The sequence below is a fragment of the Methylobacterium komagatae genome, from assembly GCF_042661665.1.
In the GTDB taxonomy this organism is placed as follows: domain Bacteria; phylum Pseudomonadota; class Alphaproteobacteria; order Rhizobiales; family Beijerinckiaceae; genus Methylobacterium; species Methylobacterium komagatae.
Genome location: NZ_JBHSWN010000001.1, coordinates 165,458 through 189,300, shown reverse-complemented (window position 1 = coordinate 189,300; position 23,843 = coordinate 165,458). Strand labels below are relative to the sequence as shown.

General features: G+C 67.1%; 19 protein-coding genes, 2 tRNA genes and 2 pseudogenes. 14 read left to right on the top strand and 9 right to left on the bottom strand.

Annotation, left to right across the window (positions count from 1 at the left end):
* Positions 1–54 precede the first annotated feature (54 nt).
* The 4 genes from nagZ to tatC all read left to right on the top strand — a co-directional run bounded on the left by nagZ (position 55) and on the right by tatC (position 2,925).
* A complete protein-coding gene (gene nagZ / locus ACFQE0_RS00935; protein ID WP_378966210.1) occupies positions 55–1,062 on the top strand; it encodes a beta-N-acetylhexosaminidase in 1,008 nt (335 codons plus the stop codon).
* 154 nt (positions 1,063–1,216) lie between these two features.
* Positions 1,217–1,489 carry a twin-arginine translocase TatA/TatE family subunit gene (locus ACFQE0_RS00930; protein WP_378966208.1) on the top strand — a complete coding sequence of 91 codons (273 nt, stop codon included), beginning with the start codon at positions 1,217–1,219 and terminating at the stop codon, positions 1,487–1,489.
* Between the two features lie 93 nt (positions 1,490–1,582).
* Positions 1,583–2,128 carry a Sec-independent protein translocase protein TatB gene (gene tatB / locus ACFQE0_RS00925; RefSeq protein WP_378966205.1) on the top strand — a complete coding sequence of 182 codons (546 nt, stop codon included), beginning with the start codon at positions 1,583–1,585 and terminating at the stop codon, positions 2,126–2,128.
* Positions 2,125–2,925 (top strand): twin-arginine translocase subunit TatC, encoded by an 801-nt coding sequence (gene tatC, locus ACFQE0_RS00920; RefSeq protein ID WP_378966203.1) that lies wholly within the window; start codon positions 2,125–2,127, stop codon positions 2,923–2,925. Before tatB ends, tatC begins: the two co-directional genes overlap by 4 nt.
* 66 nt (positions 2,926–2,991) lie before the next feature.
* Here the strand turns inward: tatC and tyrS are convergent, their stop codons facing one another.
* On the bottom strand, positions 2,992–4,260 hold the full coding sequence (gene tyrS, locus ACFQE0_RS00915) for a tyrosine--tRNA ligase (protein WP_378966201.1): 1,269 nt from the start codon (positions 4,258–4,260) through the stop codon (positions 2,992–2,994).
* 113 nt (positions 4,261–4,373) lie between these two features.
* Here tyrS and ACFQE0_RS00910 point away from each other — a divergent pair, with 113 nt between their 5' ends.
* Together ACFQE0_RS00910 and ACFQE0_RS00905 are read left to right on the top strand one after the other, a co-directional pair.
* On the top strand, positions 4,374–5,507 hold the full coding sequence (locus ACFQE0_RS00910; RefSeq protein ID WP_378966199.1) for an anhydro-N-acetylmuramic acid kinase: 1,134 nt from the start codon (positions 4,374–4,376) through the stop codon (positions 5,505–5,507).
* On the top strand, positions 5,504–6,100 hold the full coding sequence (locus tag ACFQE0_RS00905; protein WP_378966197.1) for a DUF3578 domain-containing protein: 597 nt from the start codon (positions 5,504–5,506) through the stop codon (positions 6,098–6,100). Before ACFQE0_RS00910 ends, ACFQE0_RS00905 begins: the two co-directional genes overlap by 4 nt.
* A 109-nt stretch (positions 6,101–6,209) precedes the next feature.
* Here ACFQE0_RS00905 and ACFQE0_RS00900 read toward each other — a convergent pair whose 3' ends face one another.
* The 3 genes from ACFQE0_RS00900 to ACFQE0_RS00890 all read right to left on the bottom strand — a co-directional run bounded on the left by ACFQE0_RS00900 (position 6,210) and on the right by ACFQE0_RS00890 (position 8,996).
* On the bottom strand, positions 6,210–7,028 hold the full coding sequence (locus tag ACFQE0_RS00900; RefSeq protein WP_378966194.1) for a transglutaminase domain-containing protein: 819 nt from the start codon (positions 7,026–7,028) through the stop codon (positions 6,210–6,212).
* A 70-nt stretch (positions 7,029–7,098) separates the two neighbouring features.
* A complete protein-coding gene (locus tag ACFQE0_RS00895; protein ID WP_378975183.1) occupies positions 7,099–7,653 on the bottom strand; it encodes a response regulator in 555 nt (184 codons plus the stop codon).
* Positions 7,654–7,814: 161 nt separating this feature from the next.
* Positions 7,815–8,996, bottom strand: a complete 1,182-nt coding sequence (locus ACFQE0_RS00890) for a transglycosylase SLT domain-containing protein (protein WP_378966192.1) — start codon at positions 8,994–8,996, stop codon at positions 7,815–7,817.
* A gap of 275 nt (positions 8,997–9,271) precedes the next feature.
* On the opposite strand from ACFQE0_RS00890, the pseudogene alaS reads away from it, so the two are divergent.
* Positions 9,272–11,936, top strand: a pseudogene (gene alaS / locus ACFQE0_RS00885) (alanine--tRNA ligase).
* Positions 11,937–11,998: 62 nt separating this feature from the next.
* Here the strand turns inward: alaS and ACFQE0_RS00880 are convergent.
* Both ACFQE0_RS00880 and ACFQE0_RS00875 read right to left on the bottom strand, forming a co-directional pair.
* A complete protein-coding gene (locus ACFQE0_RS00880; protein WP_378966190.1) occupies positions 11,999–12,286 on the bottom strand; it encodes a hypothetical protein in 288 nt (95 codons plus the stop codon).
* A 116-nt stretch (positions 12,287–12,402) separates the two neighbouring features.
* A complete protein-coding gene (locus ACFQE0_RS00875) occupies positions 12,403–12,816 on the bottom strand; it encodes a DUF2147 domain-containing protein (protein WP_378966187.1) in 414 nt (137 codons plus the stop codon).
* A 322-nt stretch (positions 12,817–13,138) separates the two neighbouring features.
* On the opposite strand from ACFQE0_RS00875, the gene ACFQE0_RS00870 reads away from it, so the two are divergent.
* Complete coding sequence (locus tag ACFQE0_RS00870) at positions 13,139–13,276, top strand: hypothetical protein (protein ID WP_378966185.1); 138 nt, start codon at positions 13,139–13,141, stop codon at positions 13,274–13,276.
* 233 nt (positions 13,277–13,509) lie between these two features.
* Here ACFQE0_RS00870 and ACFQE0_RS00865 read toward each other — a convergent pair.
* Together ACFQE0_RS00865 and ACFQE0_RS00860 are read right to left on the bottom strand one after the other, a co-directional pair.
* A tRNA-Ala gene (locus ACFQE0_RS00865) sits at positions 13,510–13,585 on the bottom strand.
* A 126-nt stretch (positions 13,586–13,711) separates the two neighbouring features.
* Positions 13,712–14,095: a TIGR02300 family protein gene (locus ACFQE0_RS00860; protein WP_378966183.1), complete on the bottom strand. Its 384-nt coding sequence runs from the start codon at positions 14,093–14,095 to the stop codon at positions 13,712–13,714.
* Positions 14,096–14,358: 263 nt separating this feature from the next.
* Here ACFQE0_RS00860 and aroA point away from each other — a divergent pair, with 263 nt between their 5' ends.
* The 5 genes and pseudogenes from aroA (at position 14,359) to ACFQE0_RS00835 (ending at position 18,516) form a co-directional block, all read left to right on the top strand.
* Entirely contained in the window at positions 14,359–15,708 is a 1,350-nt protein-coding gene (aroA, locus tag ACFQE0_RS00855) for a 3-phosphoshikimate 1-carboxyvinyltransferase (protein WP_378966181.1), read from the top strand.
* Between the two features lie 2 nt (positions 15,709–15,710).
* Positions 15,711–16,348, top strand: a pseudogene (locus tag ACFQE0_RS00850) ((d)CMP kinase).
* A 56-nt stretch (positions 16,349–16,404) separates the two neighbouring features.
* A tRNA-Lys gene (locus ACFQE0_RS00845) sits at positions 16,405–16,480 on the top strand.
* A gap of 58 nt (positions 16,481–16,538) precedes the next feature.
* Positions 16,539–17,162, top strand: coding sequence for a DUF938 domain-containing protein (locus ACFQE0_RS00840; protein ID WP_378966179.1), 624 nt, complete (start codon positions 16,539–16,541; stop codon positions 17,160–17,162).
* A gap of 73 nt (positions 17,163–17,235) precedes the next feature.
* Positions 17,236–18,516, top strand: a complete 1,281-nt coding sequence (locus ACFQE0_RS00835) for an O-acetylhomoserine aminocarboxypropyltransferase (protein ID WP_378975181.1) — start codon at positions 17,236–17,238, stop codon at positions 18,514–18,516.
* 16 nt (positions 18,517–18,532) lie between these two features.
* On the opposite strand, the gene ACFQE0_RS00830 is transcribed toward ACFQE0_RS00835, so the two are convergent.
* Entirely contained in the window at positions 18,533–20,323 is a 1,791-nt protein-coding gene (locus tag ACFQE0_RS00830) for an acyl-CoA dehydrogenase C-terminal domain-containing protein (RefSeq protein WP_378966176.1), read from the bottom strand.
* Between the two features lie 383 nt (positions 20,324–20,706).
* On the opposite strand from ACFQE0_RS00830, the gene ACFQE0_RS00825 reads away from it, so the two are divergent.
* The gene (locus ACFQE0_RS00825) at positions 20,707–23,733 is read left to right on the top strand and encodes a hypothetical protein (RefSeq protein ID WP_378966174.1); all 3,027 of its coding nucleotides are present in this window, start codon (positions 20,707–20,709) and stop codon (positions 23,731–23,733) included.
* The last annotated feature ends 110 nt before the right edge of the window (positions 23,734–23,843 follow it).

Below are 23,843 nucleotides of genomic sequence, written 5' to 3'. Positions count from 1 at the left end.
ATTCTTCTGGCCTCGATTCGCTCTCCCGGTCCCCTTGCCCCGGAACGTTGCCTGATGACCTCCCGCGCCCTGATTCTCGGCTGCGCCGGCAAGACGCTCCTCCCCGAGGAGGCCGCCTTCTTTCGGGGTGCGCAGCCCTGGGGCTTCATCCTGTTCAAGCGCAACATCGGCACGCCGGAGGAAGTCCGCGCCCTGACCGCGTCCCTGCGTGACTGCGTGGGCCGCGCCGAGGCACCGATCCTGATCGACCAGGAAGGCGGGCGCGTGCAGCGGATGGGGCCGCCGCACTGGCCGAAATACCCGGCGGGGGGCAGCTATGGCCGCCTGAACGGGTCGGCCGAAACTATTGCCCGGCTCGGCGCCCGGCTCATCGCGCACGATCTCGCGGAGGTCGGTATCAACGTCGATTGCGCGCCGGTTCTCGACGTCCCCTCGCCGGGCTCACACGACATCATCGGCGACCGTGCCTACGGCGACAGCCCGGAGGCCGTGGTGGCCATCGGTCGGGCGATCGCGGAGGGTCTGATGGCCGGAGGTGTCCTCCCCGTTATCAAGCACATGCCCGGCCATGGCCGGGCAGCCTGCGACAGCCATAAGGATCTGCCGGTGGTTGACGCCGCGCTCGGCGACCTGCGCGGGCGCGATTTCGGGCCGTTCCGCGCCCTGGCCGATCTGCCCATGGCCATGAGCGCCCACGTGGTCTTCACCGCCATCGACCCGGACCGGCCCGCGACACAATCGCCTGTGGTGATCCGCGACATCATCCGCGGCGAAATCGGTTTCGACGGCCTGCTGATGACGGACGACCTGTCGATGCAGGCGCTGACCGGGCCGTTCCGGGCTCGCACGGAAGCCGCCTTCGCGGCGGGAATCGACATCGCTCTCCACTGCAACGGCGAGGCGGAGGAGATGCGTGCCATCTGCGAAGGTACGCCCCTGCTGACCGGCGATGCCGCTCGCCGGGCCGAGGCTGCCCTGGCCCGCCTCGAGCGGCTGAATGACGGTCTTGACCTGCCCGAGGCACGGGCACGTTTCGCCGCCGCCTTCGCCGCCGCCGCTTGACGGCAGGGCCTCACCCTCCACCGCCCCGTGTCCTCTGCCGTCCGCTTGCGCTTGTGTTCCGGGAGCGCGCTCCCTAGGTTCGCGGGAAATTCCTCAATGGACGGGGTGCTCCGGTCGCATGGCCCTTGGGCCGCGCGGAGTGCAGGAGGTTGTCATGGGTAGCATGAGCATTTGGCACTGGGTCATCGTCGCGGTCATCGTGATGCTGCTGTTCGGGCGCGGCAAGGTGTCCGATCTGATGGGTGACGTGGCCAAGGGCATCAAGGCGTTCAAGAAAGGCATGGCCGAGGACGAGACGCCTCCGCCTGCCCAACCGGTGGCGCCCCCGGCCCAGCCTGTCCGCACCATCCCGCATACCGCTGAGACCAGCCCCGGCACCGCCGTTCCGGCGAGCCATCTGCCGGGTGGCGACAGCAAGACCATCTGAACCGTCAAACCGGGAGCCGCCGGGGCGCGCGCGCCCGCTCGCAGAGAGGCGTGAGGGGAGCGATACCCCCACGGCCGCAGGACCGTCGACGACATGCTGGACATGAGTTGGGGCGAGGTGATGCTGATCGGCGGCGTCGCCCTCATCGTCATCGGGCCGAAGGACCTGCCGAAGGCGTTGCGCACGGTTGGGCAGGTCACGTCCAAGCTGCGCCGCATGGCCGGCGAGTTCCAAATGCAGTTCAACGAGGCGATCCGCGAGGCGGAGCTCGATGAAGTGCGGAAGGAGGTCGACGGCATCCGCGATACGATGCGCGGCACCTCGAACTTCAATCCCGTCCAGACCATCCGCGATGAGCTGCGCGGCGCTGTCGAAGGCCGCGCCACCAAGGCCGAGACGCCCCCGTCGTTGCCCGCCCCCGAGGCCGAGACGTTCGGGCCGCCCAAGCCCGAGCCGGTCATCGAAACCCCGCCGCCCCCGCCAGCGCCGAAGCCCCGCAGCCTCGCGGACGCGACGGCGAAGCTGAAGGCCGAGCGACAGGCCGGCCAGGGTGGATCCCTGCCTGTGCCGGGCTCGGTGGACGATCCCTACGGTACTCCCGAGCCCACGCCCATGCGTAACGAGACGGCGGCACAATGATCAGCGAGGCCGACGAGGCCGAGATCGAGGCGTCACGGGCGCCGCTTCTCGAGCACCTGATCGAGCTGCGCTCGCGGCTGATCAAGTCGCTAATCGCCTTCGTGCTGATGTTCTTCGCGTGCTTCTTCTTCGCACGTGATATCTACAACATCCTCGTCTACCCCTACGTCTCGGTCGTGGGGGCGCAGAATGCCGAACTGATTGCCACGCACTTCCTCGAGCAGGTGTTCACCAACATCAAGCTTAGTGTGTTCGGCGCGGCCTTCCTGGCCTTCCCGGTGATTGCGACGCAGATCTATGCCTTCGTGGCGCCGGGCCTCTATCGCAACGAGCGCAAGGCGTTCCTGCCCTACCTCGTCGCAACGCCGATCTTCTTCGTGCTCGGTGCGCTTGTCGTCTTCTTCCTGGCGATGCCGCTGCTCATCAAGTTCTCGGTGTCGCTGCAGCAGGTCGGCGTCGCGGGTGAGCCGACGATCAAGCTGCTGCCGAAGGTCGACGAGTACCTCTCGCTGATCATGACGCTGATCTTCGCCTTCGGCCTCGCCTTCCAGCTTCCCGTTATCCTCACCCTGCTGGGTCAGGTCGGGATCATCGATGCGAAGTTCCTGCGCGAGAAGCGGCGCTATGCCATCGTGCTGGTCTTCGTCGCGGCGGCGATCCTGACACCGCCGGACGTGATCTCGCAGCTGTCGCTCGCGATCCCGATGCTGCTGCTCTACGAGGCGTCGATCTTCTCGGTGACCCGCGTCGAGGCACGGCGCAAGGCGCAGCGTGCCGCGGATGGGTTGGAGCCGTAGGGCTCCTTCCCTCATCACCTCTTCTTCGTCATTGCTTCACGGCGTTTGCAATGACGATAGCGGGCGTCAGCCCACGCGCAGCAGCACGTGCTTCTTCTTGCCGAAGGACAGCTTGATCACCCCATCCGCCGTCAGGTCGGAGGGGCTTAGCACCGCCTTCTCGTCGCTCACCTGCACATCGTTCACCCGCAGGCCGCCGCCCTTGATCTGGCGGCGAGCCTCGCTGGTCGAGGGCACCAGCTTGGCATGCTCCGGCCCGAAGGCGCTGAGCACGCCGAGCCCGGCTTCGAGCAGATCAGCCGGGACGGTGATGGTCGGCAGGTCGGCAGCCAGCGAGCCTTCCACGAAGGTCTTGCGGGCCGTCTCGGCCGCAGCCTCGGCGGCCTCCCGGCCATGCATGAGTGCCGTCGCCTCCGTGGCGAGAACCTTCTTGGCCTCGTTGATCTCCGCACCGCCCAGCGCCGAAAGCCGCGCGATCTCCTCCATCGGCAGCAGCGTGAACAGCTTCAGGAAGCGGGAGACGTCCGCATCTTCAGTGTTGCGCCAGAACTGCCAGTAATCGTAGGGCGCTAGCATGTCCGGGTTCAGCCACACGGCCCCGGCCGCGGTCTTGCCCATCTTGGCGCCGGAGGACGTCGTGAGCAGCGGGCATGTGAGGGCGTAGAGCTGCGGCGTGCCCATGCGGCGGCCAAGATCGATGCCGTTGACGATGTTGCCCCACTGGTCCGATCCGCCCATCTGCAGGATCGTCCCGTAGCGGCGGTTCAACTCCACGAAGTCGTAGGACTGGAGGATCATGTAATTGAACTCCAGGAACGACAATTCCTGGTCGCGCTCCAGGCGCAGCCGCACGCTGTCCATGGAAAGCATGCGGTTCACCGAGAAATGCCGCCCGATATCGCGCAACATCTCGATGTAGTTGAGCTTGGTCAGCCACTCGGCATTGTCGACCATCACCGCGTCGTTGCCAGTCTCGCCGAAGCGCAGGAACCGGTCGAAGGTCTTACGGATCTCGGCCTTGTTGGCATCGATCTGCTCGATGGTGAGGATCTTTCGCGATTCATCGCGGCCCGAGGGATCGCCGACGCGGGTGGTGCCGCCGCCCATCAGGGCGATCGGCTTGCCGCCGGTCTCCTGAAGCCAGTGCAGCATCATGATCGAAAGGAGGTGGCCGACATGCAGCGAGGCCGCCGTGCAATCGTAGCCGACATAGGTGGTCAGCCGTCCTTCCGCCGCCGCGGCGTCGATCCCGGTCATGTCGGAGGCTTGGTGGATATAGCCTCGCTCGGTCAGGATCCGCAGAAAGTCGGATTTGGGCGTGAAGTCGGCGCTCATCGGTGTCACGGAGTCCGGGGCGGGCGACAGGGTGCGGCCCGCGTGCTAGCTCCCCGTTTTGGGGATCGGCTGGGCTCTTAACAGTCCGGTCCGGGAAAGGCACGGGGGAAGGTATGGCGATGTCGCGCGCAATCGGCCTGATGAGCGGCACATCGCTCGATGGCGTCGATGTCGCGTTGATCGAGACGGATGGCGAGACCGTCCATGTCGTGAAGAGCCACAACAACTTCCTCGAACCGCTAGGGCCAACCGGCTATCGGGGCTATTCCGACGAGGAGAAGGTGCTGCTGCGCGCCGCCGCCAAGGATGCCGAAGCGATCGTTCAGCCCGGCGATCGGCCTGGGCGTCTGCCGGAGGCCGAAACCTTCGTCACTGAAGCCCATGCCGAGGCGGTGGAGCGCTTCCTGGCCGAGAACGACCTGAAGCCCTCCGACATCGACGTGATCGGCTTCCACGGTCAGACCGTGATCCACCGGCCGGATCACCGCATCTCGGTGCAGATCGGTGATGGGCAGGCTCTCGCCACGAGGTTGGGCATTCCGGTCGTGTCGGATCTGCGTCGCGCGGATGTGGAGGCGGGAGGGCAGGGGGCACCGTTGGTGCCGGTGTTCCACAAGGCGCTGGCCGAGGCCTCCGGCTTCACCGGGCCGGTCGGTATCCTCAACATCGGCGGGGTCGCCAACGCGACGCTCATCGATTCGAAGGGCGGTGTGATCGCCTTCGATACGGGGCCGGGCAATGCCCTAATCGATGAATGGATGCAGGAGCGCGAGGGCAAGAACCTCGATGATGGCGGGCGCACCGCCGCGCGGGGAAGGCCCGATGAGCCGTTGCTGGCGTGGCTGCTGACGCACCCGTTCTTCTTCCGCAAGCCGCCGAAATCCCTCGACCGGAACTGGTTCTCGCACAAGCTCGCGGGTCAGCTCTCGACGGAGGATGGTGCAGCGACCCTCACCGCGTTCACCGCCCGTGCGGTGGCCCGCGCCCTCGACCACGCCCCGGAGATTCCGACCCGTTGGGTTGTGGCAGGCGGTGGGGCGCGTAACGGCGAGTTGGTGCGGTTGCTGAACTACCATCTGCGCTCGGAGATCACGACGGCGGACGCCATCGGCTGGTCTTCGGCCTATCTCGAGGCGCAGGCTTTCGCGTTTCTGGCAGTGCGTTCGCAGAAGGGGCTGCCAATCACCTTCCCCGCGACTACCGGGGTGCGCGAGCCGATCAGCGGCGGCAGTCTCGCTCTGCCGTGAGCCTCGGCTACGCCCTCCGCAGGATCGTCGAGGAATATCCCCTCGCCAAGCTGGAGCCGCCCGCCGGGCATGTCCTCGCCGCCGTGATCCGTAAAGGCGCGCCGGACGAGTTGCGCCGGGCGCTGGAGCCGATCGAAGGGACCTTCCTCGTCAAGGGCTCGCCGGGGCGGGGGACACGCTGGGCCGCCGTGCCGTGGCTGGCCGTCTTCGATCCGGTCGTCACCACCAGCGCGACGAGGGGCTACTATCTCGTCTACCTCTTCCCCGCGGATCGGGAGCGCGTGCACCTTTCCCTCGCACAGGGGACGGTGGCGGCCCTGCGGGAGCACGGGCCTCGGGCGTTGGAGCATCTGCGCGCCAGCGGCGGCAGGCTGCGAGAGAGGCTGTCGGATTTCGCGGGGCGATTGCCCGTGACTTCGTTGAGCCTCGGTACGGCGGGCGAACTGCCGGAGGGCTACGAGGCAGCGCACATCCTGGGCCTGTCCTATGGCCTAGAGGATCTCGGCGATGAGGCGCGCTTGCGTGCAGATCTCGCGCTCGGCATCGAGGTCTACCGGACGCTCAAGGCACGAGGCGGCCTCGACGGGCTCTGACACCTGTCCCCGTCATTGCGAACGACGAGAAGCCCTTCAGGAAAGCAGGACGCCTGAGAACGAAGTGCCCCCTGGATGGCTTCGCTGCACTCGCAATGACGTCGCGTGCTTAAATCAATTCGTCCGTGTGCACTTCGAACCGGGCGAGGTGGGCGAAGCCGAAATTCGTGGAGATGGCGACGTCGGTTGCATCCCGCCCGCGCGCCATGACGATCCGCCCGATGCGCGGACGGTTATGGCGAGCATCGAACGTGTACCATTGCGGTCCGCCCGGCCCATCGAGATAGACCTCGAACCAGGCAGAGAAATCCATCGGCGCGGGGTCCTTCGGCACGCCGATATCGCCGAGGTAGCCCGTCGCGTAGCGCGCCGGAATGTTCATGCAGCGGCACAAAGTGATGGCGAGATGGGCGAAATCCCGGCAGACGCCCTCGCGCTGCATGAAGCCATCATAGGCGGTACGGGTCGCGTCAGCGCGCTGATAGTCGAAGCGGATATGGTTGTGGACGTAGTCCACGATGCTCTGCACCCGCCACCACCCCTCGGGACCGGCGCCGAACAGCCCCCATGCTGTCTGGGAAAGCTTGTCCGTGTCGCAGTAGCGTGAACCGAGAAGGTAGACGAGCACCTCGTCCGGCAGATCCTGCACCGGGATCTGCCGCGCCTCCGGCACGAACGGATCGGGCAGGCCGCTATCGTAGACCTCGAAATCCGCGGAGACCGTCAGTCGTCCGGGCGGCGCGATGATCCGGTGGCAGAGATTGCCGAAATCGTCCCGGTATTCCCGCGTCTGGACCGGTGGATCGAAAGTGAGCACGTGCGGTGTCAGCACGTCCCGCATCCGGGTCGGATGCACGCTCATCATCAGGATCATCGGCGTCGGTTGCGTGGTCTCGTAAGCAATATCGAAGCCGGTTCTGATCCGCATCTTGCTCACCTTGCCTTTTCAATTCCAAGGCGAGACTCGTGCCAAGGCACACGCTCAGTGCGTGCAACCCCTACACGACAGGCGGGGCCTGTTCGCGTGCGGCGCGCTCGGCCTCGACAAGCACGTCCATGGGTCGCCAGGGCTTGGCGATGAAGACGGCGTCGGTCGGCAGGTCCGGCCTGCGGATGCCGTGGCCCGAGGTGATCACGAGACGGGCGCGCGGCCATAAGGTCGACACGGCGCGGGCGAGCTGCAGCCCGTCCATCTCGCCGGCGAGGCGAACATCGGCAAAGACCAGTGCGACTTCGCCGCCCCTCTGCCGGAGAACGGCCAAGGCCTCCTCGGCGCTGGGGCAACCGACGACTTCGAGCTCCGTCTCCTCCAACAGAGTCTCGGCGAGTTGACGGATTTCGGGCTCGTCCTCGACCACGATGGCGAGGTGGACCGGCTTGCTCTCACCGGCCGTGCGAACGGTCTCGCGGGATTCCTCGGCAACTGCCGGTTGTGATTGCTTCACCCGGCGCACGAGCGCGGCCAGGTGGGGTGGCACGCCCTCGGTGATCAGATCATCGTAGAACGAAGCCAGGGTCTGGCCGATCTGATCGAGCGGAACGCCCGGCGTCAGCGTGTCCGTGAAGGGCGAGTGCGTATCGGAATACGGTTTCCTCAAAGATCCCCCCGACACAGTGTCATGCCGCACATGCGTGCATCTACCTGGGTAGAGAAGTCGGCAATCGGCAGTGGGTTGCGATTGTTAAGTCAAAACACGCGCGGATCGCGAGAGCTTTACTGCGTCTCGACCGTGGACTCGGTGTCGGCGTAGGCCATGATTCCCGAGAGGGCGCGGACATTCTGATAGCGGCTGCCGCGCGTCTGCATCATCGCTTCGAACTTCTCGTGAACCTGCGCCACGGACAGGCTCAACGGCTTCCGATGGCGACCGCGACCAACGAAGCGATTGGCCGCAAAGAAGATCGAGCGGTTGGCGCGGGCCGGCCCCGGAAGCAGCGCAGCGGCAGCGACCGCTGGCTTGTTCACGACCTTGTCGAGGAAGTCGCCCGCATCGTCCGGGCCGAGGAAGTGCGCGAGATAGACCTCGCCGAGGGTCAGCTCACGGCCGATGCGCTGGCTGATGCGCGCTGCGTCACGCTTCAGCATCTCGCCCGCCATGAGGGCCGAAAGGTAGGGGTCGCGGCGCAAGTCGAGCACGCGAGCCCGCTCGGCCTGGTCGGTCATGACCGGCTTGTCGTTCGCGTCGGCCGTGATCAGGGCGGCCTCTTTGGCAAGACCGTATCGGGGGCCGAAATCGCGAACCACGCCGAGCCAGGTGCGCTCGATGAACTGGTAGAGGCCCGTGGCCGATGAGGTCTTGGCCTGGACGGCCGTGATGAAGCTCGATTCCTTGTCCGCAACCGCCATGAGCAGGACCGGATCGGTCTGAACCGCCTGCGCCGCGCGCACGATGGTCTGCACGAGGTGGCGCCGGATCTTCATCGGCCCGAATTCGAGGATGTCGTTCGGATCGCCTGTGGACGATTGCGACAGCAGGTAATCGTAGGACACCCGGTCGACCGCACTCGAACCGACATCGGTGTCGAGGTCGTGGACCGGAGCGAAGCTCGACGATGCCCGGAGCGTCGCCTTCTCGAGGTCCTCGCTGAGGGCAACGAGGTGGAGGTTCGGGCGCGGCATGCGCACCTCGGTGGCAGCTTCCGCGGGGGAAACCGCCTGCGGCAGGCCGATCTTGCTGAGGTCCACACCCGAGCCGATCAGCGCGGCGCTGATCGATCCGGCGAGCAGCGTGACGGTGAGGAGCGAACGGACGAGGGCGGGCGTGCTGCCGTGCGAGGTGCCGACGGGCTGATGCGCGGCGATGGCGCCGTTGCCGCCCTTGCCGAAGCGACGAACGTCCGGCGTGCCGGACTTCGCGTTCACCGTCTTCCTCGATCCGACCACGCGGCCCTGCATCGTGATTCCGTTTCCCGCTGCGCCAGCCGGCGCCGATGGGCTTAATCTGGCTTGACAGATGTGGCGACAACACGGCCGTGCTTGTGGCGAGCGTGGGGCATTCCCAGGCTATTTCACGGCGCCGTCGCCATTCGCCCCGGCAATTCGCGCTCTCGGGTGCAAGCCGCATTCTGGCGCCGTGACTCCCGCCTGTTCCATCCTTAAGAGGACGCTACAGGGGGCGCGCCGGAGCGTGCCCCCCGCTAGTGACGTGAGAAGCCTGAAGAGTCTGCCAGATGAGCGGCGTCAACGAGATCCGGTCGACCTTCCTCGACTTCTTTGCGGAGGCTGGCCACACGGTCGTCCCGTCCTCGGGATTGGTCCCGAAGAATGACCCGACCCTGATGTTCACGAACGCCGGAATGGTGCAGTTCAAGAACGTCTTCACGGGTGTGGAGAAGCGGCCCTACGACCGGGCGGTCACGGCCCAGAAATGTGTCCGTGCGGGTGGCAAGCACAACGACCTCGACAATGTCGGGTACACGGCGCGTCACCACACCTTCTTCGAGATGTTGGGGAATTTCTCGTTCGGCGACTATTTCAAGGAACGCGCGATCGAGCCTGGCCTGGACGCTGATCACGAAGGAGTTCGGCCTCTCGCCCGAAAAGCTCCTCGTCACCGTCTATGCCGATGACGACGATGCCGCTTTGCTGTGGAAGAAGATCGCCGGCTTCTCGGACAACAAGATCATCCGCATCGGCACGTCGGACAATTTCTGGCAGATGGGCGATACCGGCCCCTGCGGACCCTGTTCCGAGATCTTCATCGACCAGGGCCCGGAGTTGCGCGGCGGACCGCCCGGCAGCCCGGACGAGGACGGCGATCGCTTCCTCGAGTTCTGGAACCTCGTGTTCATGCAATACGAGCAGACAGAGCCGGGGGCACGCAACCCGCTGCCGCGCCCGTCCATCGACACCGGCATGGGCCTGGAGCGCATGGCGGCCGTCCTTCAGGGCGTGAAGTCGAACTACGACACCGACCTGTTCAAGGCGCTGATCGAGGCCGTGGCCCATGCGGTCTCCCGCGCGCCGGAGCCGTCCACGATGGCGTCCTACCGGGTGATCGCGGACCACCTGCGCGCCTCGTCCTTCCTTGTGGCGGACGGCGTTCTGCCGGGCAACGAAGGACGCGGCTACGTCCTGCGCCGCATCATGCGCCGGGCCATGCGCCATGCCGAGATTCTCGGCGCCCGCGAGCCGACCATGTACCGGCTGGTGCCGGCGCTCGTCCGCGAGATGGGGCAGGCTTATCCCGAACTGATGCGCGCGGAGGCGCTGATCGGCGAGACGTTGAAGCTGGAAGAGACCCGCTTCCGCCGTACCCTGGAGCGCGGCCTGTCGATCCTCGATGCCGAGAGCCGCGACCTCAAGGAAGGCGAGAAGCTCTCCGGCGACACGGCCTTCACCCTCTACGACACCTACGGCTTCCCCCTCGACCTGACGCAGGACGCCCTCAAGGCGCGCGGCATCGGCGTCGACACCGACGCCTTCCAGGCGGCGATGCAGCGGCAGAAGCAGGCGGCGCGCGAGGCTTGGAAGGGCTCGGGCGAATCGGCAACGGAAACTGTGTGGTTCGGCGTGCGCGAGCGCGTCGGCGCCACCGAGTTCCTGGGCTACGAGACCGAGGCCGCCGAGGGCGTGGTGACGGCTCTGCTGCGCGACGGCGCCGAGACCTCTGAATTGTCAGCAGGCCAATCCGGCCTCGTCGTTCTGAATCAGACCCCGTTCTACGCAGAATCGGGCGGTCAGGTCGGCGATACCGGGCTGATCGTCTCGGGCGGCCTAAAGGTGCGTGTCACCGACACCCAGAAGAAGCTGGGTGACCTCTTCGCCCATGTGGTGAGCGTCGAAGAGGGGACGCTGCGCATCGACCAGCCGGTGGAGCTGAAGGTCGATCACGCTCGCCGCCGGGCGATCCGTGCCAACCACTCGGCCACCCACTTGCTGCACGAGGCGCTGCGCCAGATTCTGGGCGATCACGTCGCGCAGAAGGGCTCGCTCGTCACGCCGGAGCGTCTGCGCTTCGACATCAGCCACCCGAAGCCGATCGAGGCTGAAGAGATGGCGCGCGTCGAGGACATCGCCAACGCGGTGCTGCTGCAGAACGAGCCCGTCGTGACCAAGCTGATGGCTGTGGACGATGCCATCGAATCCGGCGCGCGGGCGTTGTTCGGCGAAAAGTACGGCGATGAGGTCCGCGTCGTCTCCATGGGCCTCCCGGTGGGCGAGACCAACGCCAAGGCGTTCTCGGTGGAGCTCTGCGGCGGCACCCATGCCGGACGGACGGGCGATATTGGCGCGATCACCATCGTGTCGGAGAGCGCGGTCGGCGCGGGCGTGCGCCGCATCGAAGCGCTGACGGCCGATGCGGCCCGCCGCTACCGTGCCGAGGAGTCGCGGACGCTCGCCTCGCTGGCAGGTATTTTGAAGGCCCCCGCAGCCGAGGCGCCGGATCGTCTGACGGCCCTCATGGAGGATCGTCGTCGCCTGGAGCGTGAGCCGACCGACGCCCGGAAGAAGCTCGCCATGGGCGGGGGCGGGTCTGCCTCTGCTGATGCGCCCAAGGATGTCGCGGGCGTGCCGTTGATGGCCCGGGTGGTCGAGGGCGTGGAGATGCGCGATCTCAAGAGCCTCGCGGATGAGGGCAAGAGCCGCCTCGGCTCCGGCATCGTCGCCATCGTGGGTGTCGCCGCAGATGGCAAGGCCGGTCTCGTGGTCGGTGTCACCGAGGATCTTGCCAGCCGTTTCGATGCAGTCGCGCTCGTCCGGGCCGGAGCGGACGCGCTGGGCGGCAAGGGCGGCGGTGGACGCCGCGACATGGCTCAGGCGGGTGGTCCAAACGGTGCGGGCGCACAGGCTGCCCTCGATGCCATCGAGAAGGCTCTCGCCGCCTCCGCCTAAGATCGGCTTGAACAGAAAGGGCCGCACCTCGTCGGTGCGGCCCTTTTTCGTTTCGGATCGTTTTAGCGACCGCCGCCAGCGCCACCCTGCGCGGCGGCACGCGACGGCTGGCCGGCGTTACCCGCAGCGGCCGAGTCGTTCGAGATCGAGTCAGCGGCGCGGCCCGTGGGCGTGTAGGTGATGGCGCCCGCCTCGCCCGTGGCGTTGTTAAGCGGCGTTACGACGCCCGGTGCGCCCTGCGGCACCACGACGGTGGTCGCGGTCGGAGTCTCGATGACCTGCGCAAGGGCGGGTGTGGCGAGGGATGCTGCGAGGGCAGCGGCGAGCGTCAGCTTGGTGTAGGCGGTCATGATTACCCGTCCCTGATGTGTGGGACGGGGAACCTGGATTGCGCGCTATCGATCCGGCGTAGGACCGCGATATGTGCGTCACCACACAGGAGTTGATGGATTAAAGCCGGATCCGGTTATTTCGTACGGGTCCATGTCTGGCTCTTGCACAGAAAGCCGAGGACGCAACCCGAAACCTCCAGCGTATCCGGCTTCGTCAGCTTCATGGAGCCCGAATAGGTCTTGCCGTCGTTCGGGTTATAGAGGCTGCCTGAAAAGCCGTTTCCATCGGGCTTGCGCGCGTCGAGGATTTGCACGCCGATGACGCTGCGGCCACGCAGGGAGGCGTCGGGGTTGTTGGCATCGAGCGCCTTGCCCGGCGCGCTGACGATAGTGCCGCAATAGCCACCGCCACAGGGGGCGATCTTGACCTTCGATTTGCCCGTTTCCGTCAGCCACAGGCCGCTCGGATCGCCGGGCGCGGCCTCGACCGGCCCGGTGACGGCAACGAGCAGCGCGAAGGAAGCGAGGCGCAGCGAAACGGATGTCACGTGAAGTCTCCGACTCGGTCGAACTAGCGGGGGAGGGTAGCGTAGCGCCGAGATAGGTCTCGATCACCTCACAGAACGGGACGCCCGCGCCTGTCACCAGCAGGGCATCGACCCGCACGAGGGGCGCGTCCGGGCCGGGATCGGTGGCGAGCGGGAAGCTCTGGACCGACACGACCCGGCGCACGGGTGCCAGGGGGCGTACCACGCGGCCGAACGGAACGTCCGACCTGTCGAGGGCAAGGTTCATTTCCGGCGTGAGCCGCGAGGGGACATACCAATTGTCCGCTTCGGACAGGACACGGTCGCCGCAGGCAAGGCGCACATGCCGGTAGCGTACGGGCTCGTCCGGACCGACGCCAAGGCGTTCGCGCTGCTCCGCCGTCAGCGGCTTATCCACGCCCTGCTGACGATGGGCGACGAGGCGCGCCTGCTGTGCGAGTCCCTTTTCGGCGCACCATGATTCGAGCGCCGCCGTCGCGCTGTCCGAGCGCAGGATCCGGCCTCGTAGATCGGCCACCAGGGCCTCGGCCGTCGAGGCTGGACGCACCGCAACGATCTCGTCGGCGCGGACTAGTTCCGAAACGACGATCGCAGCGGGCAGGACGCCAACCGTGCTCACAAGTGCAACAAAGGATAGAAGAGCAGATCCGGCGCGCAATCGAACGATAACAGCACTGGGATCCGAAGAAGAAATGGTGGAGCCTAACGGGATCGAACCGATGACCTCTTCCATGCCATGGAAGCGCTCTCCCAGCTGAGCTAAGGCCCCACTATTTGCCGCTGCGGTTGGGTTCCGCAGGGTTCGCCGTTCCAATGAAGGGCCGGCGAGGGCGGTTCTATAAGCGCCCTGCCGGCCGGACTCAACCCCTATTTTCAACAAACCGTCGAAGGGGGCTCAGCTCTCTTCGTCGTTCTCGATATCGCCGTCGATCAGGTCCGACACGTCGTCGTCGCCGCTGTCTTCCTCCTCGAGGAAGGTATCGTCGTCGCCGCCGCTGGAATCGGCATCGTCGTCGCTGTCATCGGCCGGCGTCGGATCGGCATCGTCCTCGGCGGCCTCGACCTCATCGAGGGAGACCAGCTCCGGACCCTTGTCGTCCGTCTCGTCCTCATCGTCGTCGGTGGTGCTGCGCGACAGGGCGGGCGGCGCAACGCGGCCGACAGCCGCTTGATAGACCGCACCACATTTCGGGCAGGTCGCGGGGTCGCGGGCGAGGTCGTAAAACTTCGCGCCGCAGCTCATGCACTGGCGTTTAAGGCCGAGTTCAGGTCGGGCCACGGGGGACACCTCGTCGTCGAAGCAGTGTGCGGAGAGCGGCCCGGTTAGTCGCGGCTGTCGCCCCTGTCAATCGAGGCGCTGCGGCGGGAATTCGCAATGTTTTCCCGAACCCTCGTCACTCCGGCGCATTGCCGCCGGTCCTGCCGCGGATGACGACGGGCGACGCCCGTGATAACGGCGCCGCGAACCGGCCTTTGGGAAGCCCCTGGCGCGCTCCGCGCCGGGCCATCCCCGCCGCATGAAGATCCGAACGGACCTGCCCCGTGTCGCACGCCCTCGCCCCTGAGCCACTCACCGCCACGCCGGGCGCTGCCCTACGGGGAAGCCTTCGTCCGCCGGGCGACAAGTCGATCTCGCACCGCTCGATGATTCTCGGGCTGTTGAGCCAGGGGCGCACCCGCGTGGAGGGGCTGCTGGAGGGAGACGACGTGCTTCGCACGGCCGCCGCCGCCAAGGCGCTCGGCGCCAAGGTCGAGCGGCTGGGCGAGGGGCGCTGGGTGGTCGACGGCGTCGGCATCGGCGGCCTCACCGATCCGGCCGAGGTGCTGGATTTCGGCAATGCCGGAACCGGCTCGCGCCTGATGATGGGCGTGGTCGGTGGCCAGCCGGTGACGGCGACCTTCGACGGCGACGCCTCCCTGCGCTCCCGGCCCATGCGCCGCATCCTCGATCCGCTCTGCCTCATGGGCACTCAGGTCGTGTCCGAGGCGGCGGGTGGGCGCGTGCCGCTGACCCTGCGCGGGCCGCAGGAAGCGATCCCGATCACCTACGAGACCCCCGCCGCATCGGCGCAGATCAAATCCGCCGTTCTCCTCGCCGCGCTCAATGCGCCGGGCGTCACGACCGTGATCGAGACGGCCGCCACCCGCGACCATACCGAGCGGATGCTGCGTCTGTTCGGGGCCGAGATCCGCGTCGAGCCGCATGGACCGCAGGGCCATGGCCGCAAGGTGTCCCTCACCGGCCAGCCGACCCTGCGCGGCACGGATGTCATCGTCCCGGCCGATCCGTCCTCGGCGGCCTTTCCGCTGGTGGCCGCGTTGATCACGCCCGGCTCCGAGATCGTGATCGAGGGGGTGATGATGAACCCGCTCCGCACCGGCCTCATCACCACCCTGATCGAGATGGGCGCGGATATCGAGAAGCTGGACGAGCGCGAGGAGGGCGGCGAGACGGTCGCGAATCTCCGTGTGCGGGCGAGCCACCTGAAGGGCGTCGATGTCCCGGCCGAGCGGGCGCCCGCAATGATCGACGAATACCCTGTGCTCGCCGTCGCCGCCGCCTTCGCCGAGGGTACGACGCGCATGAACGGCCTGCACGAGCTGCGTGTGAAGGAATCCGACCGCCTCGCCGCCGTGGCGGCGGGTCTGGCCGCAAACGGCATCACCCACCGGATCGAGGGCGACGACCTGATCGTGGAGGGCGATGGCAGCGCGCCGAGGGGCGGCGGCACGGTGGCGAGTCATCTCGACCACCGCATTGCCATGTCGTTCCTCGTGCTGGGGCTGGCAACGCGTGAGCCTGTAAGGGTTGATGACGGGGCGATGATCGCCACCAGCTTCCCCAGCTTCCTGCCGACCATGTCCGCCCTCGGCGGCCGGATCGGAGCCTGATCATGCCTCTCGTCATCGCCATCGACGGCCCAGCCGCTTCCGGCAAGGGTACCCTCGCCAAGCGCCTCGCCGCGCATTACGGCCTGCCGCATCTCGATACGGGTCTGCTCTATCGCGCCGTCGCCTTCGCCGTGCTCGAAGCAGGCCAATCCCTTGACGATACAAAGGCCGCTGCTCGCGCGGCCGAAACCCTCGACGCCGACGGCCTCACCGATCCGCGACTGCGCGACCGGGCGATGGGCGAAGCCGCCTCGCGCATCTCGGCCGTGCCGGAGGTGCGCTCCGCCTTGCTCGCATGGCAGCGCCGTTTTGCCGCCGATCCGGCTGGAGCGGTTCTCGACGGCCGCGATATCGGCACCGTGGTCTGTCCGGCGGCCAGCGTGAAGCTGTTCATTACCGCCTCATCCGAGGAGCGCGCCCGCCGCCGCCATAAGGAATTGGCCGGGCGCGGCGAGGCCGCAACGCTTGAAGGCATCCTGGCCGATATCGAGGCTCGCGACGCGCGTGATTCCCTGCGCAGCACAGCCCCCTGCGCATGGCCGACGATGCCGTGCGGCTCGACACGACCGAACTCGACGCAGCTGCGGCTTTCGACGAAGCCCGTGCGATCGTCGAGCGCGCCCGCGCGACGATCGGTTGACCCTCCCGATCCGCTCCCCTATTGCGGTGGCCGCCGGCCCCGCTCGACGGGGTCGCGAGCGCGTAGCTCAGCTGGTAGAGCAACGGACTTTTAATCTGTAGGTCCTGGGTTCGAGTCCCAGCGCGCTCACCACATCTTCGGACAGTCGGTCGAACGGCGAGCCAACCGGCATCTGTGCTAGGTTGGCCTCATGCTGAACTGGTTCTCCGAAGGTGATGCTCTCACCGCACCCGCCGTTGCCCGCAACCGGGATGCGATCCTCGCCATCCTGACCCGTGTTCTGCCCGACTCCGGGACAGTGCTGGAAGTAGCGAGCGGGTCCGGCGAGCATGCCATCTATTTCGCTCGTGCGCTGCCGCATCTCGTCTGGCAGCCGAGCGATCCGGAACCGGCCGCCCTTCGCAGCATCGCGGCCCATGGGTGCCTTGCGGCTCTTACAAACTTGAACGAGCCCATGGTGCTCGATGCCGCAGCACCAGACTGGCCGCTGGCTTCCGCCGAGGCGGTTTTGTGCATCAACATGATCCACATCGCGCCCTGGTCGGCCGCCAAGGGCTTGATGGCCGGGGCCGGGCGATTGCTCTCGGACGGGGCGCCGCTGGTGCTGTATGGGCCGTTCCGGGAAGACGGGCGGCCCACGGCGCCGAGTAACGAGGCGTTCGACGCCGATCTGCGCGCGCGCGACCCTCGCTGGGGCCTTCGTCTGCTCGGCGAGGTGGAGGTGCTTGCAGCCTTGCACGGGTTGCGCCTTACGGAGCGGGTGGAGATGCCCGCGAACAACCTCACCCTCGTGTTCCGCAAGGCTGCTGCCTGAGGCGCGCCTTGCGCCGTGATCCCGTGCGGGCGTACAGGCTGAGGGCATCAGCCCACGGAGACTTGTGAGCGAAATGACCGACCGGCTGCCCGGCTTCAACACCCTGGCGATCCACGCAGGCGCCGCCCCCGACGCCGCGACGGGCGCCCGCGCGACGCCGATCTATCAGACCACGAGCTTCGTGTTCGACGATGTAGACCATGCGGCGTCGCTGTTCGGCCTCCAGGCCTTCGGCAACATCTACACCCGCATCACCAACCCGACGAACGCCGTGCTGGAAGAGCGAATCGCGGCCCTGGAAGGCGGCACGGCCGCCCTCGCCGTGGCTTCAGGCCACGCCGCCGAATTCCTCACCATGCACGCGCTGATGCAGCCGGGCGACGAGTTCGTGGCCGCCAACAAGCTGTATGGCGGCTCGATCAACCAGTTCAACCATTCCTACCGGAACTTCGGCTGGTCGGTCGTCTGGGCGGATACCGACAATCCGGCCTCGTTCGAGGCGGCGATCACGCCGCGCACCAAGGCCATCTTCTGCGAGTCCATCGCCAATCCCGGCGGCGTCATCACCGACATCGCGGCGCTGTCGCAGATCGCGAAGAAGCACAACATTCCGCTTATCGTCGACAACACGATGGCGACGCCGTACCTGATCCGCCCGTTCGAGCACGGGGCGGACATCGTCGTGCATTCCGCCACCAAGTTCCTCGGTGGCCACGGCAACTCGATCGGCGGCCTGATCGTCGATGGCGGCACGTTCCAATGGGCGGGCGATGCCCGCTACCCGATGATGAGCCAGCCCCGGCCGGAATATGCCGGCATGGTACTCGCCGAGACCTTCGGCAATTTCGGCTTCGCCATCGCCTGCCGGGTCCTGGGCCTGCGCGATCTCGGACCCTCGCTCTCGCCGTTCAATGCGTTCCTGATCCTCAACGGCATCGAGACGCTGCCGCTGCGGATGCAGCGCCATTCCGACAACGCTCTCAAGGTTGCGACCTTCCTATCGCAGCACGAGGCCGTGGCGTGGGTGAGCTATCCGGGGCTCGAGAGCGACAAGTACTACGCGATGGCCAAGCGCTATACGCCGAACGGCGCGGGCGCGGTGTTCACTTTCGGCCTGAAGGGCGGGTACGAGGCGGGCGTGAAGCTCGTCTCGAACCTCGAACTGTTCTCTCACCTCGCCAATATTGGCGACACCCGCTCGCTGATCATTCACCCGGCCTCGACCACTCACCGGCAGCTGACCGACGAGCAGAAGACCGCCGCCGGTGCCGGACCCGAGGTGGTGCGCCTGTCGATCGGCCTGGAAGACCCGGCCGACCTGATCGAGGATCTGGACCGGGCGCTGCGGAGCTAACGTCCGGGGTGGAGGCCTAGAAAGCCTCCGCCTCCAGCGCCATGGTCGTCTGAGACCCGGCCTTGATCCGCACGAGGCGCAAGGCCGTCTCGGGCAAGGTCCGCTCCATGAAGAACCGGCCGGTGACGAGCTTCGCCTCCCACCGGGCGGTGTCACGGCCTTCGGCCTTCCGGGCCTGGGCTGCTCTGGCGATGCGGCACCACATGTAGCCGAGGGCGACGAGCCCGAGCAGGTGCATGTAATCGGTTGCGCCTGCACCGGCATTGTCCGGGTCGGCAAACGCGTTCTGCATCAGCCACATCGTCGCCTGCTGGAGATCGCCCGTCGCCACCTGAAGCGGCTTCGCAAAGGGCGCCATGGCCTCGTCCTCGCCCGCCTCTTTCAGAAAGCCCTGGATCTCGCCGAGGAAGGCCATCATCGCCCTTCCTCCATCCTTCGGCAGCTTGCGGCCGATCAGGTCCATGGCCTGGATGCCGTTGGCGCCTTCGTAGATCATGGCGATGCGGGCATCGCGCACGAACTGCGACATGCCCCACTCCTCGACATAGCCGTGGCCGCCCAGCATCTGCTGCGCTTCGACGGCGTTGGCGAAGCCACGATCCGTGAGCACGCCCTTCACCACCGGGGTCATCAGCCCCATCAGGTCATCGGCCGCCTGTCGCTCCTTGGTATCCTCGGCCCGGTGGAGGATGTCGCCCTGCAAAGCGGTCCAGAGCACCAGAGCGCGGGCGGCCTCGTTGAAGGCGCGAATCTGCATCAAGGTCCGCCGCACGTCGGGATGGACGATGATCGGATCGGCGGCCTTGTCGGGCGCCTTGGCTCCGGTGAGGGCACGGCCCTGAAGACGATCCTTCGCGTAGGCGACGGCGTTCTGATAGGCGACCTCAGATTGACCGAGCCCCTGAACGCCGACCGCGAGACGCGCCTCGTTCATCATCACGAACATGGCGTTAAGGCCGCGATTGGCCTCGCCCACCAGCCAGCCGGTCGCGCCGTCGTAATTCATGACGCAGGTGGCGTTTCCGTGGATGCCCATCTTGTGCTCGATGGAACCGCAGGTCACGCCGTTGCGCGCGCCGAGCGAACCGTCCTCGTTCACCAGCACCTTGGGCACGAGGAAGAGCGAAATACCCTTCGTGCCCGCCGGAGCGCCCTCGATGCGGGCGATGACGAGATGCACGATGTTCTCCGAGAGATCGTGCTCACCGGCCGAGATGAAGATCTTCGTGCCGGTAATGGCGTAAGAGCCGTCGCCCCGAGGCACGGCCTTGGTGCGGAGCAGGCCGAGATCCGTGCCGCAATGCGGCTCGGTCAGGTTCATGGTCCCGGTCCACGTGCCCTCGACCATCTTCGGCACGTAGCGCGCTTTCTGCTCCTCCGAACCATGGACGAGCAGGGCGGCAATCGCCCCCTGGGTCAGGCCGGGATACATGCTGAGAGCGAGGTTTGCGCCGTTCGCGAAATCCTGAATAGCAATATTCAGAACTTGCGGAAGGCCTTGTCCGCCGTATTCCTCGGGCACCGAGAGCCCCATCCAGCCTCCGCCCGCGTAGGCGTCGTAGGCGGCCTTGAAGCCCGGCGGCGTGGTGACGCGGCCATCCGGATGCCGCTTGCACCCCTCCCGGTCGCCCGCCTGATTGACCGGTGCCAGGATCTCGTCGGCGAGTTTCGCCCCTTCGCGCAGCACGGCTTCGACCACGTCGGGCGTCGCCTCTGCGAAGCCGCTGAGGTTCGACCGACCCTGTAGGCCAAGAACGTCGTTGAGGATGAACAGCGTGTCGTCTACCGGCGAACGGTATTGCGGCATGCGAATGTTTCCTGCCCTTGCGATTCGAATGGCGGTCGAAAAAGCCGCTTTCGATGCACGAACCTTAAACGTCAGCCACAGCTCGCGGCAACGTGCCGACCCTGCCGCAGGACGGGGGACGGCGGACATGCCGCACGATGTAAGTGATTGAAGCGGCTGCGTTCCTCGATCCTCTGCCCGCTTTAGGCGAGAGGTCGCACGCTATAGTTGCAATATCATTGTTCGAGCGGCAGGGGGCAATCCTGAGCCCACCTTAACCCGATGTTTACCAACAAATTTAATGGTTACCGCCAGGCGCCCCACAGGTTGCAGCGCCGGGGGCACGACCCCCGGCTCCAAACCGGTCGGGCGCCACGCTGCTCGCCGATGACGACAGGCCGACGATGAACCGCAACGCGACCTCGCACTTCGATAGTTTCGATCCGGAGGTGATCGAAGCCGCCCGCGATGTCGCGAGCCGCGCCGGCGTCCCTTTGGAGGCGTGGATCGCCTCCGTCGTCCCGCAGCACCTCGCGCCGGTTTCCGGCGCGACCGAACAGCTTTTTGCAGGGGAGCACGGCCGGATGCCTCTGGATCAGGCCCACGGTTCGGGCTCCGAAAGCCTTAAGGCGCTGATGGCACGCCTCGACGGCCTCGATCAGTCCGTGGAAGCCGAACGCCGTGCGGCCGCTCTCGATGAGCACAAGCGGCCCGAGGACATCGCCTTGCGTGTCGATCCGGTTTCGCAGGAGGGCAGTGCCCGTCCGGCGGCCAAGCGCGGCAAGGCCAGCGCCGCCGAAATGCGCGAGGCCGTGCAGGCCATCCGCCAGCGCCAGCGTGAACTCACGGAGCAGTCTCAGCCCGCCGGATCGGTCGCCACGATGCATCGCGACCTCGCCCGCCGCCTCACCACCGACGCTCTGGCCAAGGACGAGAACGGTCTTCCCGCCTACGTGACCGACGAATTGCAGCGCAACGCGGTCCGGCTGCGTGATCTGCTGGCTCCGCTCGCCTCCAACGCGGACGTGCTTGAACTCGAGAACGCGGTCGAGTCCATCGCCGCGAACATCGCTCGTGCGAAATCCGATGCCGAGGCTCCGGCCCTGGCGCTCCCGCTTGCCGTCGTCCGGACGCGGATCGATGAACTGAACGTCGGGGAGACCGAAGCGGCCCATGCGCAGGTCGCCATCGGCATCAAGCGGTTCAAGAACAGGCTCGACGTCGCCACCGCCTTCGAGGAGGCCGATGCCGACCGCGACCTGCTTCACGCCCTCTCGGTCGAACTGGCCGAAATCCGCGCCGCCGCCGACGAATTGGCGAAGCCGGCTCGGCTCGATGCCGTGGCCAGCCGCGTCCAGTCGCTGAGCGAGCAAATCGATCGCCTCCCTCCGGCCGAGGAGGCTCAGCCGGAGCCGGTTGTCAGCGAGGAGCCTGCTCAGAAGATCGAGCTGGCCGACGAGATCAGCGCGCTGGCCGAACGCGTGGACAGCCTTTCCGCCCGCGCCGATTTCGATGCGGATGCGCGCCGTCAGCAGGCGGCCCCCGCCACCAGCGGTGAGATGGCCTCGATCCAGGCGATGCTGCAGAGCCTCGCGGAGAAGGTGGACCGTGTCGGCCAGCGCAATGGGGCCGACGGTCTCGATGCCTTGGAAAAGCAGGTTCTGACGCTCGTCGACAGGATCGAGGCGCCTTCGGCGCTCGATCCGGCTCTCACCAGCCTCGAGCGTACGATGAACGACCTGATGCATCAGGTCGAAGCCCTTCGTGAGGTCGCCCCGAGCGACGCCGTCATCGAGCGCGCGGCCCGGCAGGCCGTCGCGGAAACCCTTCAGGGGGCCAGCGTCAAGGCGGACCCGACCGAGTTCGGGCTGCTCCGAGCGAGCCTCGCCGAGATGCAGGCTCGGCAGATCGCCTCTGACGAGCGGCTGAGCTCGACCCTCGAAGGCGTGCAATCCGCCCTCGACCGGTTGGTGAACCGCCTCATCTCCACCGAGGCTCCGGTCGCGGCGCGCGCCCCGTCCCTCGATGAGCGTCTGATGACCTCGACCAGCGTCGAGGCTCCCCGGCCCGCCCTTCGCCCGGCGCAGCATGAGGAGGCCGAGCCGGCTCCGGTCGCCTATTCCGCGACCAGCGTGCTGCTCGAGCCGGGCTCGCCGCGCCCGTTGCGTGCTCCGGCCGTCGCGGCCGAGAAGCGCCAGTCCGCCCCGAAGGCGCCCGCCCTCGACCAGGCTGCCGCTTCCGATGGCGACATCAAGACGAGCTTCATCGCTGCCGCCCGCCGCGCCGCGCAGGCCGCGCAGGCCGAGCTTGCCGCCGAGACGCCGATCGATCGCCCCCAGCGTTCCCGTGCCCCTCAGGCCTCCGCGCCGACGGTCGGTCCGATGACCCGCCTGCGCTCGGAGATCGACCAGCATCGCAAGCCGCTTCTCCTCGGCCTCGCCGCCATCGTCCTGACGCTCGGCGCCATCCAGGCGGTGAGCGTGAACAAGGACGATGCGGCCCGCGTGCCCCTGCTCGCCACGCCGCCGGGCCCCACGGCCGAAAAGATCTCCGAGTCGGTGAAGGCTGCCGAAGCACCGAAGGCTCCCGCGCAGCAGGCGGCACCGAAGGATCCGACCACGACGCAGACCGTGGCTGCCCCGCGTCCGCCCGAGACGCAGGATCCGGCGAAGCCCGCCGTACCCCAGGTTCCAAATATGGCCGGGCTCGCCAACGACCTCGCCACCGTGCCCGCCAACCTCGCCAAGACCAAGCAGGCCGCCCTCGACGGCGACGGTGCGGCGGTGTGGGACCTCGCGGTTCGCGAATCGGATGGCCGGGGCATGCCGCGCGATCTCGCCGCTGCCGCCAAGCTCTTTGAAAAGCTCGCGAATGTCGGCTACGCACCCGCGCAGTACAAGCTCGGTGCGCATTACGAGAAGGGTTCGGGCGTCGCCCGTGACCTCGCCCAGGCGAAGCTCTGGTACGGCCGGGCCGCCGAGCAGGGTCATGCCCGGGCCATGCACAATCTCGGCGTAATCTATGCCGAGAACCCGGCCGCCAACGGCAAGCCCGATTTCGTGTCCGCCGCCTCCTGGTTCCGTCAGGGAGCCGAGCACGGCGTTCGCGACAGTCAGTACAACATCGCGGTGCTCTACGCCCGCGGCCTCGGGCTGACGCAGGATCTCGTGCAGTCCTACGTGTGGTTCGCCGCCGCCGCCGCCCAGGGCGACGACGATGCCGCGAAGAAGCGCGATGACGTCGCGACGAAGCTCAGCGCGCCCGACCTCGCTCGTGCCAAGAGCCTCGCCGGTTCGTTCAAGCCGCGCCGTCTCGACCCGGCCGTGAACGAGCCCCCGGCCGTGAGCGATGCGGGTCAGGGGCCGGTCAGCCTGCTCGGCGCCCCCGTGCCGACCGCCGCCACAGTTTCGGTCTCGCGCCGACAGATCTGACAGGGTCGCCTCCGGGCGCCCCTCTGCTCTTGCGATCCAGACGAGTCGGGGTGGCTTAGCGACGCGGTTGGCGTTCAGAACTTGACCGCAGGCGCCGGATGCGGGACGCC